The sequence below is a fragment of the Paenibacillus sp. cl141a genome, assembly GCF_900109305.1.
Lineage (GTDB): Bacteria > Bacillota > Bacilli > Paenibacillales > Paenibacillaceae > Paenibacillus_AQ > Paenibacillus_AQ lautus_A.
In genome coordinates, this window is the sequence record NZ_FNZO01000011.1 from 200,469 (window position 1) to 220,875 (window position 20,407).

At 52.5% G+C, this 20,407-nt stretch carries 13 protein-coding genes; all 13 read left to right on the forward strand.

What is annotated here, in order from left to right; translation table 11 throughout:
* The first annotated feature begins 134 nt into the window (after positions 1–134).
* The 13 genes from BMX45_RS24995 (at position 135) to BMX45_RS31995 (ending at position 20,153) form a co-directional block, all read left to right on the forward strand.
* Complete coding sequence (locus tag BMX45_RS24995; protein WP_090912795.1) at positions 135–1,913, forward strand: sensor histidine kinase; 1,779 nt, start codon at positions 135–137, stop codon at positions 1,911–1,913.
* A complete protein-coding gene (locus tag BMX45_RS25000; protein WP_090912797.1) occupies positions 1,888–3,441 on the forward strand; it encodes a response regulator in 1,554 nt (517 codons plus the stop codon). The genes BMX45_RS24995 and BMX45_RS25000 overlap by 26 nt, the downstream gene beginning before the upstream one ends.
* Before the next feature lie 141 nt (positions 3,442–3,582).
* The gene (locus tag BMX45_RS25005; protein WP_009591115.1) at positions 3,583–4,905 is read left to right on the forward strand and encodes an ABC transporter substrate-binding protein; all 1,323 of its coding nucleotides are present in this window, start codon (positions 3,583–3,585) and stop codon (positions 4,903–4,905) included.
* 30 nt (positions 4,906–4,935) lie between these two features.
* Positions 4,936–5,886 carry a carbohydrate ABC transporter permease gene (locus BMX45_RS25010; RefSeq protein WP_090912799.1) on the forward strand — a complete coding sequence of 317 codons (951 nt, stop codon included), beginning with the start codon at positions 4,936–4,938 and terminating at the stop codon, positions 5,884–5,886.
* Between the two features lie 29 nt (positions 5,887–5,915).
* Positions 5,916–6,749: a carbohydrate ABC transporter permease gene (locus BMX45_RS25015; protein ID WP_090912800.1), complete on the forward strand. Its 834-nt coding sequence runs from the start codon at positions 5,916–5,918 to the stop codon at positions 6,747–6,749.
* Between the two features lie 163 nt (positions 6,750–6,912).
* Positions 6,913–8,460, forward strand: a complete 1,548-nt coding sequence (locus tag BMX45_RS25020) for a helix-turn-helix domain-containing protein (protein WP_090912802.1) — start codon at positions 6,913–6,915, stop codon at positions 8,458–8,460.
* Positions 8,461–8,477: 17 nt separating this feature from the next.
* Positions 8,478–10,322, forward strand: a complete 1,845-nt coding sequence (locus tag BMX45_RS25025; RefSeq protein ID WP_090912804.1) for a sensor histidine kinase — start codon at positions 8,478–8,480, stop codon at positions 10,320–10,322.
* Positions 10,294–11,826, forward strand: a complete 1,533-nt coding sequence (locus BMX45_RS25030; protein ID WP_090912806.1) for a response regulator — start codon at positions 10,294–10,296, stop codon at positions 11,824–11,826. The genes BMX45_RS25025 and BMX45_RS25030 overlap by 29 nt, the downstream gene beginning before the upstream one ends.
* 126 nt (positions 11,827–11,952) lie before the next feature.
* A complete protein-coding gene (locus BMX45_RS25035) occupies positions 11,953–13,656 on the forward strand; it encodes an extracellular solute-binding protein (protein WP_090912808.1) in 1,704 nt (567 codons plus the stop codon).
* A gap of 85 nt (positions 13,657–13,741) precedes the next feature.
* Positions 13,742–14,701 carry an ABC transporter permease gene (locus BMX45_RS25040; protein ID WP_090912810.1) on the forward strand — a complete coding sequence of 320 codons (960 nt, stop codon included), beginning with the start codon at positions 13,742–13,744 and terminating at the stop codon, positions 14,699–14,701.
* Positions 14,701–15,660, forward strand: coding sequence for a carbohydrate ABC transporter permease (locus tag BMX45_RS25045; RefSeq protein WP_090912812.1), 960 nt, complete (start codon positions 14,701–14,703; stop codon positions 15,658–15,660). Before BMX45_RS25040 ends, BMX45_RS25045 begins: the two co-directional genes overlap by 1 nt.
* Before the next feature lie 57 nt (positions 15,661–15,717).
* Entirely contained in the window at positions 15,718–19,185 is a 3,468-nt protein-coding gene (locus BMX45_RS25050; RefSeq protein ID WP_254778253.1) for an endo-1,4-beta-xylanase, read from the forward strand.
* Positions 19,143–20,153, forward strand: a complete 1,011-nt coding sequence (locus BMX45_RS31995) for an S-layer homology domain-containing protein (RefSeq protein ID WP_254778255.1) — start codon at positions 19,143–19,145, stop codon at positions 20,151–20,153. The genes BMX45_RS25050 and BMX45_RS31995 overlap by 43 nt, the downstream gene beginning before the upstream one ends.
* Positions 20,154–20,407: the final 254 nt, after the last annotated feature.

Below are 20,407 nucleotides of genomic sequence, written 5' to 3' on the forward strand. Positions count from 1 at the left end.
GATGTGGGAGAAGGAGGTAAGAAAGGCAGAATGGATGAGCGTCCAGAGCGAAGAAGAAAGAAGGTCAGATAGTTATGTAAGCGCTATCTCAAATGGTTCGCAATTTTCATTTCATGAAACAGGAGGGAGCATGTATGCGGGGATACCGTCGTCTTCATTCGATCGTGATTCAACTGTTTTTGTTTTTTTTCATCGGCACAACACTCCCGGTTCTCATCATGGGTTTCCTTTCGTATCACAAATCGGCCTCGATCGTGGAGGAGCAGGTCAGTAAAGTGGCTTCCCTCACGATCACCCAAGTCAGCGACAAGCTGAATATGTTCTTCAAGAAACTGGATGACTCCTCGATGATGGTGCTGAACAGCAAAGTGGTTCACGGCATACTGGAGGATCAGGATATCAGTAAATACGACCTGACGTTGAAGGTGAAGGAGGGGAAGGACCTGCTGACGTCCATCATGATTAATTCGCCGGAGATCTTGGACGTATACGTGTTTGACGTGCAGCGGAACAATTCGGTCCTGAGCGCCGATTCCTTGATGTCCATCCCGGACCAGTGGGATTCTCCCTGGTACCGGGCGATATTGGAGGCGAACGGGCAGGCGGTATGGTTCGGCTTGTCGGATACCTCCTACCTGAAGCAAACGGGAATGGGATTTCCCGTGTTCGGGCTGGGCCGGGCAATCCGGAGCTGGGATACGGGGGAGATCGTCGGGGTGATGTTCATCGAAATTATGGGGGATGTCCTGATCGATGAATTAAACCATGTCCAATTCGGCGACACGGGGTATATGTACGTGGCGAACGACGAGAACCGTTACTTTTACCATCCCGATCCCTCGATGTACGGGAAGCAGTCCCGGATCAAGCTGCCCTCGGGTTTGACGGAATACAACCTGAATAACAACAAAACGCTGATGATCCCCTCGCGCCTGAACAACGGCTGGCATGTGGTCGGCATGGTGCCGCTTAAGGAGCTGACGGCCGATTCCGCCAGCATCCGGAGTTTCACGGTCTGGATCGTATTCGGATCGATTCTGGCCGCGATCGGCATCGGATATTTCATGACGCGGAGAATCGGTAATCCGCTCGTTCAGCTGAGCCGCTTAATGCGCAGAAGCGAGGCGGGCGATTTATCGGTCCGCAGCAAGAATGTAGGACCCAGCGAGATCGGTCAGCTGGGCCGAAGCTTCAACAAAATGATAGAGCAGATCGATCTGCTCATCAGACGGATCGCGGCGGAGGAGTCCGAGAAGAAAAAAGCCGAAATCCGCGCGCTGCGGTATCAGATCAATCCCCATTTTCTCTACAATACGCTGAACTCGATCCGCTGGATGGCCAAGCTGAATCGGACGAATGACGTGGACCGATCGGTTACGGCCCTGGTTCATCTGCTGGAGGGGAGCCTGGAGCGCAACGGTGTGTTTATAAGGCTTGGAGATGAATTGGAGCTGCTTCGGAAATATATGATCATCCAGAATTACCGTTATGACCACCCAATCGAGCTGCAGATCGATTGCTCCGAGGACATGGAGGATCTCCACGTTCCCCGGATGCTGCTGCAGCCGATCGTGGAGAATGCGATCTTTCACGGGATTACCCCGCTTGATGAAGGGGGCGTCATTCAGATCCGGATCACACTGCAGCAGCAGGATGTCATGGTGCGGATCGAGGACAACGGAATCGGCATTAAGCCTGAACGGATCAAGGGACTGCTGTCGTATGAGCAGGATCACTCCAAGCAAGGCATGACCCATATCGGCCTGCGTCATGTTCACCAAACGGTCCAGCTGTATTACGGCAGCAGGTACGGGGTATGGGTGGAGAGCACGGAAGGCGGAGGAACGAGGGTCACGGTCACGTTCGCGAAACAAAGGGGGGACGATTATGTACAGAGTGCTGCTCGTGGATGACGAAGCGATCGCGCGTACGGGACTGCGCTCGACCTTCGATTGGGAGAAATACGGTTACCGGCTTGTCGGGGAGGCCTCCAATGGACAACGGGCCATGAAGTGGATCGTAAACGGGGATCTGGACATTCTGATCACGGATATCGCGATGCCGGTCATGGACGGCTTGGAATTGACCCGGCGGACAAGGGAACTTTGTCCTTGGGTGAAGGTACTGCTGCTCAGCTGTCACAGCGATTTCGAATTCGTGCGGGAAGGCATCAGGCTTGGCGCATCGGATTATATCCTCAAGCCGACGCTGGACGCGGACTCCCTGGTCGCCGTGCTTGATCACATGCGATTGAAGCTGGAAGAGGAGAAGCAGTTGCAGCGGATTCTGACCGAGCATGAGCAGCAGCAGCGGCTGAATAAGAAGAAGGCCGCCGGAAAAATGCTCTTTCAGGCGCTGTCCGGTGAGGCGGATGCACTCGCGAAGCTGGAAGCATGGAACCATAACGGCCCGTATCTGCTGGCCGTGCTCCAGCTAGATTCGGACCTGGGCGCTGCCGCGGCCGGGGTACAGCCAAAGGATTGGCAGGAGGAGATCGAACGGTTCATGGGACAGTTATATGACCAGGCGCCGGAGGCGCTGGCAGCTCGGCTGGAAACGGACCGGATCGCCGTCTGCTTACCGTTAAGGGATGAAGCAAACAGGCAGGCTTCAGGGGACGAAGGAGCTATCCGCCTGCCGATCCGGAGCACGATGGGACTCAGCAGGAGATATAACAGCATGGATAAGCTGCAAGAAGCGTTTAGAGAAGCCGCTGAAAGCCTGGAGGGACTCTTCTTTCATCCAGCTCAACAGATATTGCGGGCAGAGGAGCTCCCCCTGACCGATGCCGATTCGGCTCAGAAGCGGCCGGCTGCCGAGCTGCATGCCCTAAGGGCCGCGCTGACCGTCGGGAACATGGACATCAGCGAGGAACGTCTGCAGTCCATTATGCAGCGCTGGCGTCCCGGATGGATGAAGAAGCCGGCGGTCCTCCGGGAGGCAGAGGACCTTCTGAGCTTACTTGCTATGTTTCATCTTCCCGGCGGCCCGCCGCTTCCGCAGATCGGGGAGGTGGGCAAGCTTCGCACGGTGGAGGAAGTGAAGAAGCTGGTGCTCCAAGGCTTCCATGCGCTGCGGGAGGAAGCCATGCGCCACCCTGTACCGGAATCCACGCTGCATGAGCGGATCGTGCTGCAGGCCGTCCAATATATTAAGGCGCGCTTTACCGAGCCGATCTCCCTGCAGGAGGTGGCGGACGAAGTGGCCGTCAGCCGCAACTATTTTAGCGAATTGTTTAAGCGCGTCACGGGACACAACTTCATTGACTATGTCATTGATCTCCGGCTGAAACGGGCCAAGGAGCTGCTTTCCACAACATCGCTGCGTGTGTATGAAGTGGCGGATCGTTCCGGATTCAATGACGTGAAATACTTCAGCAAGCTGTTCAAGAAGATGGTAGGCATGACGCCAGCTGAGTACCAGGGACAGCATCGAAAATAAGGGGGATTTCATAGGATCGGAAAAGAAACCACTTTTTCGGAACATAATCCGTTCAAAAGCTTTTTGCCAAAATTTTATAATTAAAGCGTTTACAAAAGCTATGCCAGCGAGTCCAAATCTGGTTTGAATGGAGGAAATGAAATGACAAGGAAACAGGTGAGAGGGTCATTGCTTGCAATCATTCTTCTACTATCATCCATACTCCAAGCGTGTGGAGGCGGCGGAACATCAGAGGGCGGGGAGTCCGGAAGCGGCGAGAAGGTCAAGATCAAATGGGCGACCTGGGGAAATCCCGGCGAGCTTAGCCGCTTTCAGGAGCTGACGAAGGAATTTAATAAGAATCACTCGGACATTGAGGTCGAATTTATTCCGATTCCGGGCGAGTATGATCAGAAAATATTAACCCAATTAACAGGCGGGACGGCTCCGGATATCTTCTATGCAGGCGACGCCCTGGTCGTGAAACTGATCGAGAATCAGAGCATTGAGAATTTGACGACGTATATGGAAGCTCCGGAAAGCGTGATCAAGAAAGAGGATTATTTCGAAGGCTTGTGGGGCGCAGCCGTACGGGATGACCAGATCTTCGGGGTACCGGTGGATTGTAACCCGATGGTGCTGTGGTACAACAAGAAGGTGCTGAAGGAAGCAGGGATAACCGAGATGCCGGCCGATCTTCAGGCGAACGGACAGTGGACCTGGGACAAATTCAAGGAGATGGCGGACAAGATCAGGGACAGCAAAAAGTACGGCTACGTGCTGGATAACTCCTGGAACAGCTACCACAGCTGGGTTACTTCCAACGGCGGCCGGGTGTACGACGACGAAGGGAATTTCGTAGCGGCTTCGGATCCGAAGGCGATGGAGGCTTTCCGCTTCCTGTACGACAACGTGAAATCCAAAAACATCACTTTCTCCGGCACGCTTCCCAAAGGGCAAGGCGGGGATGCCATGTTCATGTCCAACCAGGTCGGATTCGTTGCTGCAGGCCGCTGGTACCTGCCGCTGTTCAAGAAGAATCAAGGACTTGAATATGACGTGGTCACATGGCCGACCAACACCGGCAATAAGATCGAGCCGGCCGGTATCCCGACCGCATACATGGTGATGAACAAGGCATCGAAGAATAAGGAAGCGGCATACACCTTCTTCTCCGAGTACGTAAGCAAAGAGGGCCAACGCTTCCGCCTGCAGGGCGGCGGCAATGCCGTCCCGTCGGTACAGGGAACGGATGAGGTGGTGCTGGAAGGGAATCTGCCGGAGCATGCCCAGTTATTCCTGGACGCGCGCGAGATCGGGTATTCCCTGACTCCGTTCGAGGCGGGCATTCCCGGGCTAAGCCAGGATATAACGTCCAAGTTCGAGGCACTGTGGCTGAAAGATCAGGAGCTTGAAAGCTCCTTGAAGGATATACAGGATATGGCCAACAAGAAAATTCAGGATTACAAGAGCGGCAATAATTGATCCAGCTCTGGGGAGGAACGGTGAGATGAAATGAACACGCAGCCTGCAGGAAACTCCGGAGCCGCTCCTTCTCCGGAGCGGTTTCCGGAGAGGAGAACAACCTTAAAGAGCAAGACGTCCGACGGTTTGTGGGGGTACTTTTTTATCTTTCCCCAGATGATCGGTTTGATCGCTTTTTCATTGGTTCCGCTCATCTCGGCTTTTGTCATCAGCATGATGAACTGGGACGGCATGGGGGCGAAGAAGTTTATCGGACTCCAAAATTTCGTGTCCCAGCTTCAGGATGAGGAGTTCCACATCGCTTTGGTGAACACGGTGTATTACACGATTCTGTCGGTACCGACCGGCATCGTTCTCGCCATGCTGGTGGCGGTGGGCTTAAACCGGGTTCGCGGAAAGATTCTGTACCGGCTGATCTACTTCATGCCGAACATTACGATGTCCGTCGCCGTAGCCGTCGTGTTTATGTGGCTGTTCAACGCCGACTTCGGCCTCATTAACATGTACCTGCAGCAGTGGTTCGGGATAACAGGCCCCTCCTGGCTGACGGATTCCAGGTACGTGATGCCTTCGATTGCCCTGCTGAGCGTCTGGATGGGGCTGGGAGGCAACATGGTGCTGTTCCTGGCCGGACTCCAGGGCATATCGAGAAGCTATTACGAGGCGGCCGAGATTGACGGTGCCGGCAAATGGCAGCAGCTGATCCATATTACGATACCGCTGCTGTCCCCGACGACCTTTTTCGTAACGATCATGTCCATCATCGGTTCCTTTCAGGTGTTCGACCAGTCGTTTGTCATGACCTCCGGCGGACCGGCGAAGGCCAGTTATACGCTTGTCTATCACATCTACGAGACGGCCTTTGCGGACTTTACCTTTGGCAAGAGCACGGCGTCGGCGGTCATCCTGTTCGTGATGATTCTGTCGCTCACCTTGTTCCAGATGAAGATGTCCAAGCGGTGGGTGCATTACGAAGACTGACGGTTCGAACCTAGGAAGGAGGAAAACGAATGATACATCGGGGATTAAGGATATCCACCGTGGTGCTGCATATCGTGCTGATTTTAGGCGCCTGCATGATGGCCCTGCCGTTTGTGTGGATGGTGCTCAGCTCGCTCAAGGATTTGTCGCAAGTATTCGTCGTGCCGCCCAAATGGATTCCAGACCCGTTCATCTGGTCCAATTATAAGGATTCGCTGACGGCTCTGCCGTTCGGGCGCGCGTATTTCAACAGCTTCTACATCAATATCATCGTGGTGGTTTCACAGCTGGTTACCTGCTCCATGGCGGCTTATGCTTTTGCCAAAATCACGTTCCCGTTCCGGGAGCCGCTGTTCGTCCTGTTTCTGGCAACGATGATGGTGCCGGGACAAGTGACCATTATTCCGCTATATCTGATCATGAAAAATATCGGGTGGCTGGATACACATCTGGCAATTATCGTTCCTTCTGCGCTGCTGAACGCCTTCGGGGTATTTCTGCTCCGACAATTCTTCAGGGGCATTCCGAAGGAAATGGAAGAGGCGGCCATCGTGGACGGTGCGAATCGCTGGACGATCTACGCCCGGATCATGATTCCTCTAATCAAGCCGGCTTTATCGGCACTCGGGATATTTACCTTCCTCGGGATGTGGAACAACTTCTTTAACCCGCTGATTTTTCTCAGCAGCACGGATAAGTTTACCGTGCCGATGATGCTGAATTTGTACCGGGGGATGTATGCAACGGATTGGACGCTGATGATGGCGGGGGCTTCCATTGCGCTCATCCCGGTGCTCATCGTGTATATCATCGGGCAGAAATATATTATTGAAGGCGTTACGTTATCCGGGATTAAGGGATAGGCCAGCTTGAGCAGCCCGTAAGCGGGGTTCCTTTGTACAAAGGAACCCCGCTTACGGTTATTTGTGTTTGTGTTCCTGTAGTATATTCTCATGGATATACTAGTATGGTAGTATAAGTAAAAATGATTGCGCTTACATTATCGCGCTAAGGAGGACGAGGGCGATGTTCAATGTGCTTCTGGTGGACGACGAACCATGGGTCTTGGAGGGATTGAGAACGATGATCGACTGGGAACGGTTCGGATTCCAAATATGCGGGGAAGCCCTGAGCGCTCCGGAAGCGCTAAAGTTAATGGAACAATGGAAGCCTGAACTGGTGATGACGGATATCCACATGCCAGTCCTGAACGGCCTGGAATTGATTGAGCACAGCAAACGGATACTGCCTCTTCCTCCGAAATTCGTTATTTTGAGCGGATATGATGATTTTGGATACGCGCATCAAGCCATGCGCCAACGGGTCGCCGAGTATTTGCTGAAACCGATTGATGACGAGGAGATCGAGGCAGTGCTTGCCAAGCTCAGCCATGAGATCCAGAACGAACGAGACGCTGAACGCAGCAACCGGAAGAAAGCCGGCCTTGCCGTCCATTATTTGTTGAACCGGCTCATTCGGGAAGAGTTGAGTCCTGATTTGGCCGAGCAAGCCAGCAATGCGATGCAAATCCAGGGCGAGCCGCTGCTGCAGTGCCTATTGATTGAAACAGGGATTACTGAAACGGGAGTGGATTGGATCGAATGGATGACCGATTACGGGCCCCCGAGCTTACTGGGATGCTTCCAGGACAATAGCGGGAGCATCGGAGTGGTGCTGCATGTCGAGCATTCGACTCCGGATGAGGTCATGGAGACTGCGCTGCTGTTGCAGTCTGCTCTGGCCCGGGAGCTTGAAGGGCCGGTTATCGTGGCGTTAAGCGGCACAGGGGAGGGAATCCAGGCGATCGGAGAGCTTTACAGGCAGAGCGCGGAGGTGCGCGACGATAAGCGAAGCCAAGGCCGAAGCGGCGTGTTTTGTTGCCAAGAACCGAGAGGAGCCGAGCGGCTCCGGGGACTTCCCTGCGGATGGATGGACGAATTGCTTTCCATGATTATGGCGGGGGAGCATGCGTCCATCGAGTCATGCTTGGCGCGGATTTTTACGGCCATGCCCGATCATCTCCTCCACCTGAGGGCTTTTCAAGCCGATGTGGCCGATCTGGAATTGAAGCTGTGTCGAAGAATCGCGGAAATGAATGGAGATCCGGATCTATTCATGAACCGGCTGCAAAGGAAGCTTGGTCATCTGAGTGATGCTTGCCATAAAGCGCCGTTGAAGAATTATATGCGGTTGCTCGCGTTTGAGGCCGCTTCGCAGCTGGAAGAGTTAAGCAAGCTTAACGAGCACAACACCATTTTTCAAGTGATTCAGTATGTCGACCGGGAGTACCGGAGCAGGCTTCAGCTTCAGGATTTGGCACGACATTTCCATATGAACGCCACCTATTTGGGGCAGCTGTTCAAGAAGCATGCTGGCAAGCCGTTCAAGGAATACCTGAATGACAAGCGGATCGAGGAGGCCAAGCTGCTGCTGAAACGGAGCGGAATGAAGGTTTCCGAGATTGCGCTCCATGTCGGGTTCCCGAACGCGGACTATTTTATCCATAAGTTTAAGTTGACAACCGGGATTCTGCCCTCGAATTACAAGAATCATGTTGAAAGCAAGCAGCGCTAAACCGGGAGGGTGCCTTCATGAAGAGAATGTTCAGGCTGGGAAATTTCGTGAACGATATTCCGTTGAAAACTAAATTTTTTCTTATTTTTGTCATTGGTGTACTGCTGCCTATTCTGGTGGTCAACCTCATCTTTATGGATCGGATGTCGGAGCTGATCCGGGAGAGAGAGGAGCAGAACCTCGATATCTCGATGGAGCGGGCTAGGAAGGATATTCATAATTTCATCGACGGCGGGGTGGCTGTAAGTCATGCGCTGAGTACGGATAAGACCCTTTACGAAATGCTCGATCGCGAGTATGAGTCCCAGCTGGACTTCTACGAAACCTTTGATGAGCAGCTCCGGAATCGGGTAACGAGCTACATACCGGTTAACAACCAGATTCAGCGGATTAGCATCTTCACCGAAAATTCCACCATTGTGTCCGGCGGCAATTATCATGTGATCAACGATAATGTGCTCGAGAGCGACTGGTATGCATTATGGAGCAGCTCGGCCCATCCGGTGCTGGTGGCGGCGTACAGGGCGGCAGAAGCGAACAACTCGGCATCGACGGTTCCGTACTTAAGCGTGATTGAGAAGATGGATTACTACGATACCTATGACACCTATGAGAAGCTGCTTCGAATCGATATCGATTTAAGCAAGATTTATGACGTCATTGTACGGGAACGGGATTATCTGGATATGTATTTGGTGAACGAGAACAATGAGATTATTATGTCGGCCAGCAGCGGTTATGAAAGAGGGAAGTACAGCGCATATTCGAAGCTTGACCTGGAGCAATACGACGAAGAGGATCGGCATGTGTTCTCGATCGGAACGGCCAGGTACGTGAAGGGGTGGAAGCTGATCGGCATCAACCGGGGGAGCCGGATTACGAGCGCCATGCTGGATATGCAGCTGTTTACCGTTGTATTGGCAGCGGTTGTTACGCTGGTTGCGGCGGTCTTTATTACGGTCATGCTGAGATCCTACAATTACCGGGTGAAGCGTTTGGCGCGTCATATGCAGAAGGTGAGCAACGAGAAATTCGACTTGATTGAACTGGACGAAGGCCGGGACGAAATCGGCGGACTCATCCGGAATTTCAATCAGATGACAGCGAGGATGAACTCCCTGATCAACAATGTGTACAAGCTGGAGATTCAGAAGAAAAGCCTGGAGATGGAGCGGGTTCGGGCTGAATTGAACTTTTTGCAGAGCCAGATGAATCCCCATTTCCTGTTCAATACCCTGAATGCGATATTGGTGGTCTGCACGAAGAATCGATACACGGATGTGACGGATATTATCAAAAGCTTGTCCAAGCTGCTTCGCAGACTCCTGAGCTGGAGAGAGGATTTGGTCTCCGTGGAGGAGGAAATCAGATTTATCGAAATGTATCTCAAAATCGAAAAATTCCGCTTTCGGGATAAATTCGAATATCAATTCAACATCGATATGGAAGCGCTTCATTATAAAATTCCGAAAATGAGCATTCAGCCGCTCGTTGAGAATGCATGCAAATATGGCTTGCAGGCGATGGATGGAGCGGGTCTGGTGACCATAAGCGCTTCGGTTGCCCGTGAGTATCTTCGCATCGTCATTACGGATAGCGGTAAGGGCATTGAGCAAAGCAAGCTACGGGACATTATTCTCTCGGTTCGCAACGAGCAGTTCTCGGGCAACAGCTTCGGCATTCGAAACGTATATCGGCGGCTGGAGCTGTACTACGACGATCATGTCATTTTCAACATTGCCAGCACCCCGAATCAAGGGACAACCGTTTCATTCGAGATTCCGATCCGGCTGTTGGAGTCTCGGGAGCATGAAGGCGGAGAGGGGGAGAACCATGCCTTTCAAAGTGCTGTTGATCGATGACGAACCGGGTGCGCTGGAAGGGCTGGCGCTGTGGATCGATTGGGAACGCTTGGGGTTTAGCGTCTGCGGAACCGCGGGCAACGGAGTGGAAGGCTTGAAGATGATTCATGGGCTTGCGCCGGATTTGGTCATTACTGATGTAAACATGCCGCTAATGGACGGGCTTCATATGATTGAAACCTGGCAGCAGCATCACCGGGATCGCAGTGTGAAATTTGCCATCATGAGCGGCTACAGTGAATTTGAATATGCAAGGAAGGCATTGCGGCACGGCATCCATCACTACATGCTGAAGCCTATTATTGCAGAGGAAGCCGAGGAGGAGCTCGGCAAGATTCATGCTGAGCTGATGCAGGAGCATCGCAGATTAAGCCTGAGTGCGATTGCTAAGAGGGAAGAGGATGTTTCGCTGATCATGCAAACGCTCTTGGAGATGCCGCTTAGGGCTAGCGGCCTGTCGAGGCTTCAGGTTTTATCCTCCGCCCATCAAGAGTGGAACGTATGTCTGATCCAAGCAGAGTCTGCCTTGTTTCCTGACGTCAAGGAAACCGTCGCCCGCTTGTCAGCCCACGCGAATTCGGAGTATGTCATCGATCTGGAATCGAACCGGCTTGGTTTGGTGAACGGTTATTCCCCTGACAACGGAAGCGTACCCTCAGGCACGATCCGCGAGCTGGTCCGCCATTATGCAGGACAGCGGCTGTTTATGGCTGTAGGAGAAGGCCAGCAGTCTCTGGTGCATATCCGTCGCTGCTACGAAACCGCCAAGGAAGCCATCGAGCATCAATTTTATGATCCGGCGTACGGCGGGATGATTTCATATGAAGAGGTACGGGATCGGCCGTTTCATTATCGTTACCCCACGAACCTGATGGATGATGTCATCAGGTCCGTGGAACTCCTCGACAAGAAGGGATACCGCGAGGCTGTCGGATTGGCTGCGTCCAGGTTTGCGGAGCAGCGAATCGCGCCGGGGATCGTGAAGAAAATGGTGATCTATGTTTTGTATAAAATCATGGATTTGGTGAGGGAGGCGGAAGGTGCGGAAGCTCGAATCCTGGCAGCCAAATCCAATGCAGCTGGATTAACGGACGGAACCTTCCATTTGAACGACTTGATGGGAGAGCTGCTGCGCTTCGGGGAAGAGTGCATCGAGCTTCTTCTCAAGGAGCAGGCCCGGCATTCGCAAGGCATAATCCAGGAGATTAACGATTATATTCGGCAGCACTACCGGGAGAATCTGACCATTAAGCGATTGGCGGAGCTTTTTTATCTGCATCCCGTCTATCTCGGCCAGCTGCTGATGCGTAAGAATGGGATTGGCTTCAACGAACTCATACATAATTTGCGGATTGAGGAAGCGGCCGCGCTGTTGAAGCAGAACAAGCTGAAGAACAGCGAAATCGCCGAAAGGGTCGGCTACACCCACTACAACCAATTCCTTAAGCATTTCGAAAAAAGATGGGGCATGGCACCGAATGAGTTCAAGAAGAGGATGTTCTAAAGTTTTTAAGGTTAATGCTTTAATTATAGTATAGTCCGCCTTTGAAAGCGCTTTTAAAATAAAGGAAGGTTACATGAAGAGGCGTATCGACCAACGATGTAACCACATTATGACGGAGGTGCTTTTATGGGGGGTAAGACAAAATCATGGCTTCGGCTCAGCACGGTGTTGCTGTTGTCGCTTTGCATCGGCCTTACGGGCTGCGGGGGCGGAAACGGGAATAGCGGGGCCCAGCCGGAAGCAAAGGACTCCGCAGAACAAACAACACCCGGGACGGACGGGGATAAGATCGAACCATTTGAGGTGAGTGTTTTTATCGGTCAGCCCGACCAGCAACCAACACCTGACAACAAGATTTATAAATTAATCAGGGAAAAGACAGGAGCATCCTTCAAATTCGAGTTCCTGGCAGGCGATATTGACCAGAAGCTCGGCGTTATGATTGCAGGCGGCGATTATCCGGACATGATGACAGCGAATCAAAAGCTGACAGCTGCCGGTGCCTTTATCCCGCTCGAGGATTTGATTGAAGAACATGCGCCAAACTTGAAGAAGCATTATGAGAAGTACTGGAACATGATGAAAGACCCGAATGACGGTCATATTTACAATCTTCCAAACTACGGTGTAACGAATGCTGATGTTACCTCGTCTTATTATTCGGGCCCAGCCTTCTGGATTCAGAAGGACGTATTGGCAGAGGCAGGATATCCAGAGGTTAAAACCTTGGATCAATATTTTGACATCATTAAACAATACAAGGAAAAGCATCCGACCATCGACGGTACCCCGACGATCGGCTTTGAAATTCTGAACTATGACTGGAAAAACTGGGGCCTGTTCAATGCTCCTCAGCATTTGATCGGTCATCCGAATGACGGCGGTGTAGTTGTTAAAGACGGCAAGGCGGAAATTTTTGCCGATAAGGACTATGCCAAACGTTATTATAAAAAGCTGAACGAAATGAATGCCCTGGGTATCATCGATAAGGAAACGTTCACCCAGAACTTTGACCAGTATATGGCGAAAATCTCCAGCGGTGCAGTTCTTGGCATGTTTGACCAGCACTGGAACTTCCAAAGCGCAGAGGACGCGCTGATTACTCAGAAGAAAGATGAAAGAACGTATGTCGGTCTTCCGCTTGTATTTGATGAAAGTATCAAGGATCATTACAAAGATCGTCCGGCTCTGAACCTCAATAACGGTTTCGGGATCACGGTCAACGCATCCGAAGAGCAGGCGATCAGAATTATCAAATTGTTGGATACGCTGATTCAAGAAGATTGGCAAAAAATCTTGTCCTGGGGGATCGAAGGGGAAGATTACATTGTCAAGGACGGCCGCTTCATGAAAACGCAAGAGCAGCGCGATCTGTTTACCGATGCAACCTGGAAGCTCGCGAATAAAGCCGATTCTTTCCACGGTCAAGCACCAAAAATGGAAGGTTTATTCTCGGACGGCAACGCTACGGACGGCGCTGCACAGCCTGAAGAAATGGTAGCCGCTTTGAGAGAGTATGACAAGAACTTCCTTGCCCAATACGGTTTCAACAGCTATGTTGACTTCTTCAGTCCAGCTCCTGAGAACGAGATTGCTTACCCGGCATGGTCGGTCGACCTGGTAGACGGATCTGAGGCGAAAATCGTGAATACGAAGCAAAATGAGTTGTCCACGAAGTACTTGCCAAAAGCCATTCTTGCTAAACCGGAAGAATTCGACAGCGTCTGGGATGAGTACGTCAGCGAAATCCGCAAGCTCAACATCAAGGCTTACGAGGATCGGATTAATGAAGTGCTGCAATGGAGAAGAGACACTTGGTCTGTTAAGTAAAGCAGCGGAAGGTACATGAATCGGAATGGGGAAGGCTTCTTGCCTTCCTTTTTACGAAATATAGGGTTTTGGGGAGAACAAACTTATGGAAGAGACCGTAGTCAAAGACTCTGCCGTCCGCAAGCCTAAGAAAAACAAGAAAATCACCTGGGCCGTCCTCAAAGAACAGAGACAGTTGATCTATATGTCAGTGCCTCTGATGGCATACATCATCTTGTTTGCCTACGTTCCTATTTGGGGATGGACCATGGCTTTCCAGGACTACAAGCCGGCTAGAGACTTTAGTGAACAGAAGTGGGTAGGATTTAAACATTTTGAATTCCTTTTTAAGGACGATAGTTTCCTGCAGGTGCTTCGCAATACGCTGGCAATGAGTGTTATCAATATAATTCTTGGTTTTACGACTGCAATTATTCTTGCATTATTACTGAATGAAATCAGAAAAGTATTTTGGAAAAGAACCGTACAGACGATCTCCTATCTTCCGCACTTTCTATCCTGGATTATCGTAACCGGGATTGTCGCGACGAGCTTGGCTTCGGACGGTATCATCAATGATATTCTTATGAAGCTGCATCTCATCAAGGAGCCGATCCAATGGCTCAGTGAAGGCAAATACTTCTGGGGAATCGTCGGAGCGTCGCATGTTTGGAAAGAAGTCGGCTGGAATACGATTATATATTTGGCTGCGATGGCATCCATCGACCCGGCGCTATATGAAGCTGCCGATATGGACGGGGCAAGCCGCTATCGGAAAATGTTCCATGTCACTTTGCCGGGCATTAAGCCAACGATCATTATTCTGTTGATCATGCAGGTTGGCCACATTCTGGAGGCAGGCTTCGAGGTTCAATACTTGCTGGGCAACGGTCTTGTTGTCGACTGGTCGCAAACGATTGACATTTTCGTACTGAAGTACGGGCTTGCCCAAGGCAATTACTCATTAGCAACGGCTGCCGGTATATTTAAAACGGTCGTTAGTGTGACGCTGTTATTGATTGCAAACGGAGTCGCGAAACGGCTAGGGGAAGAGAGGCTGCTATAGTGAACAATCAAACAATCAGCCCTGGGCCAGCAACTGCTGCCGCAGCGACTAAACCTGTCAGAAAAAAAAGCGTTGAGTCGATCCTATTTAATACGTTCAATACCTTGTTTATGATTGGTCTTGTCGTTGTCACATTATATCCTTTCTTGAATACGATCGTCGTTTCCCTGAATGCGGGGAATGATACGATCCGAGGCGGAATCTATCTCTGGCCAAGGGAATTTACATGGCAGAATTACAAGGCGGTATTCGCTTCTGGAACGATATATGACGCGTTCTGGATTTCCGTGGCAAGAACGGTGCTGTCGACGCTGCTGAATCTGGGTCTGACCACGATGCTGGCGTATACGCTGAGCCGCCGGGAATATGTATTTCGTAAGCCGATTACCTTGATCTTTATTTTGACGATGTACTTTAACGCAGGTTTGATTCCTGGATACTTTCTGATGAAGGACTTGAACCTGATTAATTCGTTCTGGGTATATGTGATCCCGTCGATGATCAGCGCATTTAATATGATCGTTATCCGGACGTATATCGGAACGATTCCGGAAAGCTTGGTTGAATCGGCAAGAATCGACGGAGCCGGAGATTTCAAAATCTTCATCCGGATCATCTTCCCGCTATGTAAACCGGTGCTGGCAACCATTGCACTGTTCGTGGCCGTGGGGGCTTGGAACTCCTGGTTCGATGCATTCATCTATACCTCCTCCCGTCAAGAGCTGAGTACTTTGCAGTATGAGCTGATGAAGCTCCTATCATCCAGTATGAACGCGAACAGCAACCCGGCAGTAGCTGCCGGCGCGGGGATGACGAAGGACTCTGCGGTGAATATGGTAACGCCGATTTCGATTCGCGCTGCCGTAACGGTCGTGGCATCCGTTCCGATTCTGCTGGTCTATCCGTTTCTGCAGAAATATTTCGTTGTCGGGTTGAACGTGGGCAGCGTCAAAGAATGAACAAGATTTTGCTGGAGGACAGATCATAACGGCAACCGATGAGGAGGCAAGCATTTCGTGTCTAAGAGAACGATCATTAGAAAGATCAGCCTGATGCTGATCGCGTTCTTGCTGCTTATTCCGCCTAGATGGAGCGCGGCGGCAGTTGAACCGGCCCAAACGCCCGCTGATCAGAATCTTGTGATTCACCATCATTTCGATGGCGGGACGGAGGGGTGGTTCAAACGGGGGACGGAGACGGTGACTTCCGCTACCTATGCTTATGAAGGAACAGGGAGCTTGCTGACGGAGGGAAGGACAGCGACCTGGAACGGACCGGGGTTTAATCTATCCGCCACGAATCGGCTGGACAAGGGAGCGACATATGAAATTTCCGCTTATGTCCATCTGAAGGAGGGCACCCAAGGGTCTCAGAAGCTTCAGCTTGCCATGCAGCAAACCGGGGCCGAGCCCGAATACGTGAACTTCAGCAGCCCGGTCGATGTAACCGCCGACGGGTGGGTGGAGGTAAAAGGCCGTTACAAATACGATGCCAATGCATCAGCCCTGCAGGTGTATTTGCAGAGTCCGAGCAGTCCGGACGCCGCTTATTATATGGACGACTTCAAAGTCCGGCTGATTGAGCCGGCACCGGACCCGGGCAATGGGATGCCGGGAGGAGAGAATACGGTCGTATGGGATTTTGAAGACGGAACGACGATGGATTGGGTACCTCGCGATTCGGAGACCGTAGAAGCTTTGCCAGAAGCAGCCCATAGCGGCGGCTACGGTTTAAAGGTCCATGATCGGACGAACAACTGGAACGGGCCCAGCCAGGACGTCAAAGACATCATGGTGAGCCAAAAAACGTATACGATCTCAGCCTATGCCAGGCTTGAGCAGGCTCCTGCCGCTTCTGTCAAACTATCGCTTTCGATGGAGAATAAAGCGGCGGGCGCAGCAGAGACGTCCTATACGACCCTCGCCTCAGCCTCCGCGAGCGGCACGGAGTGGGTGGAACTGAAAGGAACCTTCGGCTTCAGCTCGGCTATGGAAACATTGAAGCTGTACGTGGAAACCTCGGATCTTTCCAATTTCTATGTCGATGACATTAAGCTCGCTCTGCCGGGCTCCATTCAGACGGATATACCCGCACTGAAGGATGTGTATCGAGAGTATTTCGAGATCGGGGCAGCCGTGGAGCCCAAGCATCTGTCCGGCGTGCACAAGGAGCTTCTGGATTACCACTACAACTCGCTTGTTGCCGAGAACGTGATGAAACCGGAATCTCTCAATCCGAGAGAGGGAACCTATAACTTTACCAACGCGGATCTGATCAGGGATTATGCCAGGGATCATGATATGAATCTCCGGTTCCATACGCTGCTGTGGCATCAGCAGGGCGCCGAATGGATGCTGAAGGACGACAAGGGCCAATATCTTGAAGGCACGCCGGAGAATAAAGCGCTCGTCCTTCAGAGGCTGGAAGCATATATCCATGAGGTGGCCGGCCGTTATAAGGGAGATGTCCGCGATTGGGACGTCGTGAATGAGGTCATTGACGAAGGGCGTCCGGACGGCATGCGGGACAGCCAGTGGTACCGGATAACGGGACTCGACTATATCCGGACCGCATTTCATGCGGCGCGAGACGCAGCCGGACCCGAGGCCAAGCTGTACATCAATGATTACAGCACGCACAACCCGAAGAAACGCGATTATTTGCTGAATCTCGTAAAACAGCTGAAGGCGGAAGGCGTTCCGATCGATGGCGTGGGCCATCAAACGCATATCAATATCAGCGGGCCCTCCATCCAGCAAATCTCGGATTCCATCCGGATGTTCGGCGAGGCGGGCTTTGATAATCAGCTTACCGAGCTGGACGTTTCGGTGTACACGAACAATACCGACGCCTTCCAGACCGTTCCTCAGGAATTGCTCGACAAACAAGGCTATCGGTACAAAGAGCTGTTTGAAGAATTGAAGCGGCTGGACCAAATGGGCGTTGATGCAGGCGTGGAGGGTGGCTGGATCAGCAATGTCACCCTTTGGGGGATTGCAGACGACCATACCTGGCTGCATGATCGTCCCGCGGGGACGGGCCGCCAGGATGCCCCGTTTCCTTTTGACAAGCAATATCAGGCCAAGCCAGCTTATTGGGGAATGGTCGATCCCTCCAGGCTAACGATTGTGAGAAAAACCGGAATGGCTGTGGAGGGTAAGGCCGTCATCGACGGACAACCGGATGCTTCCTGGAATCTGGTTCCGGCACTTAAGACGGAGAAGCTGGGATCGTTGTCTGCCGAATTTAAGACGCTATGGGACAAGGACCATATTTATGTCAGGGTTGACGTGAATGACGGATCGATAGCCCCGGGGGATCAGGTTGATATCTTCGCGGTGGTGAACGGTACCCTGCAAGAAGTCCGGATTCAGCGTGGAGCCGCCAACACGGCAGAGACCGCGGGAGGTTACGCTGGGGAGGCTCTTCTTAAGCTACACGGAACAGGGGCATTGGGCAGCGACATTTATTTCGATGTCAGGGTAACGGATTCCGGTTCGGATGACGGTTCCGAGCATGGCAAGAATGGAGCGGTGGTGTCCTGGAGCGATCCAAGGCATGCCCAGGAGAGCGATCAAGACGGACTCGGCATTCTTACGCTCGCTGCTGCGCCGAAATCGGCCCAGGCCCGCTACGGCACCCCGAAGGTGGACGGCGAGCTGGACGGCGTCTGGAAGGACGCCGCGGAACTGGCAACCGACGTGTGGGTCGAGGGTAACAGCGGCGCAACCGCAACATTCCGGACGCTATGGGATGAGAATTACCTGTATGTTTACGCCATGGTTAGCGACAGCTTGTTGTCGGATGCTAGCCCCAACGTATGGGAGCAGGATTCGGTAGAGATTTTTGTGGATCAGAATAATGGAAAGACGGATGCTTACCAAGAAGATGATGGACAGTACCGGATGAACTTCAACAATCTGCGTTCCTTTGGCGGTTATGCGGGCGAGGATAACTTCACTTCGGCAGCGAAGGTGATCGACGGGGGATATGTCGTTGAAGCAGCGATCCGCCTCGACAAGATCAAACCTGAGAAAGGGACGGTCATCGGATTCGATTTGCAGGTGAACAACGATGAAGACGGCCAGGGCACAAGAGACAGCGTGGCCATCTGGTCGGATCCGACGGGCCAGTCCTATCAGAACACCTCCAGGTTCGGCGTGCTGGAATTCACGAAGAGCTCCGCTCCTGGCGGAGGAGACGGAAACAGCGGCGGTGACGGAGGAAGCGGTGCGAACGCGGGCGGAGGCGGAAGCAGTACAAGTCCAGCTCCAAACACGCCTTCACTCGAAATCCGGAACAACGCCGGGCTGATTCTCGCTGTTCTCTCGAGCCAAGTCCTTCAGCAGGCATTGGACAGGGCGGCAGCCGGTGTGGAAGGACCGAAGCGAGCAATCGTGGATATCCCGGCTCAAACAGAGGCCCAGTCCTACGAAATCAATTGCCGGGCAAGTGGCTGCTGGGGAACTCGGAGGTTGTGTTGATCCTCCAAACGGAGTTCGGCGCACTGGAGCTGCCAAGCGCATGGGTTCGGGGAGCCGGAGTAAAGGATACGGAAACCGTCACGCTGCGTCTGGCGAAAGCTTCGGGCAGCAATCCGGGTGCAGCCCTTCGCGAGGAGATCGGTGATCGTCCGGTGTTCCGGGTAGAGGCTCTTGCCGGCGACCGGGCCCTGTCGTGGAAATCGGGCAAAGCTCGCCTGATCTGGTCGGTGCCTTACAACCCAACCAAGGAAGAGCTGGCACAACCGGATCATATCTTTGTCAGGGAGATCGATGCCAACGGGCAAGGCGGGCCACTTGCTGACAGCCGTTATGATGCGAAACAGGGGATCGTTCGCGCAACGCTGCCGCATGGCGGCACGTTTGCAGTCGCTTCCGCATTCAAGACGTTTCATGACCTGAAGCATGTGCCGTGGGCGATCGATGCGATCGAAACGATGGCATCCCGCGAATTTATCCAAGGGGTAAGCGAAACGATGTTCGATCCGCAGAACGAAATCACCCGGGCCGAATTCCTCGTTATGCTCGTACGCGCGCTGGAGCTGGAAGGCTCGGGCGAAGGCCGGGCAGCATTCGGAGATGTTACGTCTTCGGCCTATTATTACCAACACGTGCAAATCGCCGCAGAGCTTGGGCTCGTTCAAGGCGTCGGCGGAAATCGTTTCTCGCCGGACACGCCGGTGACGCGCCAGGACATGATGCTGATCACGCAGCGTGCCCTGGAGGCGGCAGACAAGAAGCTGGAAGGCGAAGGGGCGCTGGATGCTTTTGCCGATGGGGATGAGGTTGCCGAATATGCCAAATCGAGTGCAGCTCTGCTTGCAGGGTCGGGCATCGTGAACGGCATGAACGGCAAAATCGCGCCGAAGGCTTACTTTACGCGTGCCCAGGCTGCCGTGATTCTGGAACGGATTTGGAATTGGGAACTGATTAAGACCGTGAATCGTTAATGCGATGATCGGACGTGAACGATGAAAAGCAGCATGTGCGTATGAATGAGATGGAGGCCACCCGTTGCAACGGGTGGCCTTTTTCGTGCAGATCCTTCAGGCCAGGCGGGCGGCGCGCTTTAAATCATGCGGGACAGGCGAAGCCTTTTCTAGCAAAAGACGTCTATCTTCGTGCTTTCTTGGAAAACCTATTCATAGATTCAAGATTCTAAGCTAACGCTATTAAATAATCTATGAATATGGGTTGGAGGTTG

What these genes read in the sequence shown, in the direction of transcription:
- BMX45_RS25035 (WP_090912808.1), top strand. Translation starts at nt 11,953, where the DNA reads ATGGGGGGTAAGACAAAATCATGGCTTCGGCTCAGCACGGTGTTGCTG.
- BMX45_RS25020 (WP_090912802.1), top strand. Translation starts at nt 6,913, where the DNA reads ATGTTCAATGTGCTTCTGGTGGACGACGAACCATGGGTCTTGGAGGGA.
- BMX45_RS25015 (WP_090912800.1), top strand. Translation starts at nt 5,916, where the DNA reads ATGATACATCGGGGATTAAGGATATCCACCGTGGTGCTGCATATCGTG.
- BMX45_RS25025 (WP_090912804.1), top strand. Translation starts at nt 8,478, where the DNA reads ATGAAGAGAATGTTCAGGCTGGGAAATTTCGTGAACGATATTCCGTTG.
- BMX45_RS25005 (WP_009591115.1), top strand. Translation starts at nt 3,583, where the DNA reads ATGACAAGGAAACAGGTGAGAGGGTCATTGCTTGCAATCATTCTTCTA.
- BMX45_RS24995 (WP_090912795.1), top strand. Translation starts at nt 135, where the DNA reads ATGCGGGGATACCGTCGTCTTCATTCGATCGTGATTCAACTGTTTTTG.
- BMX45_RS25000 (WP_090912797.1), top strand. Translation starts at nt 1,888, where the DNA reads ATGTACAGAGTGCTGCTCGTGGATGACGAAGCGATCGCGCGTACGGGA.
- BMX45_RS25030 (WP_090912806.1), top strand. Translation starts at nt 10,294, where the DNA reads ATGCCTTTCAAAGTGCTGTTGATCGATGACGAACCGGGTGCGCTGGAA.
- BMX45_RS25010 (WP_090912799.1), top strand. Translation starts at nt 4,936, where the DNA reads ATGAACACGCAGCCTGCAGGAAACTCCGGAGCCGCTCCTTCTCCGGAG.
- BMX45_RS25040 (WP_090912810.1), top strand. Translation starts at nt 13,742, where the DNA reads ATGGAAGAGACCGTAGTCAAAGACTCTGCCGTCCGCAAGCCTAAGAAA.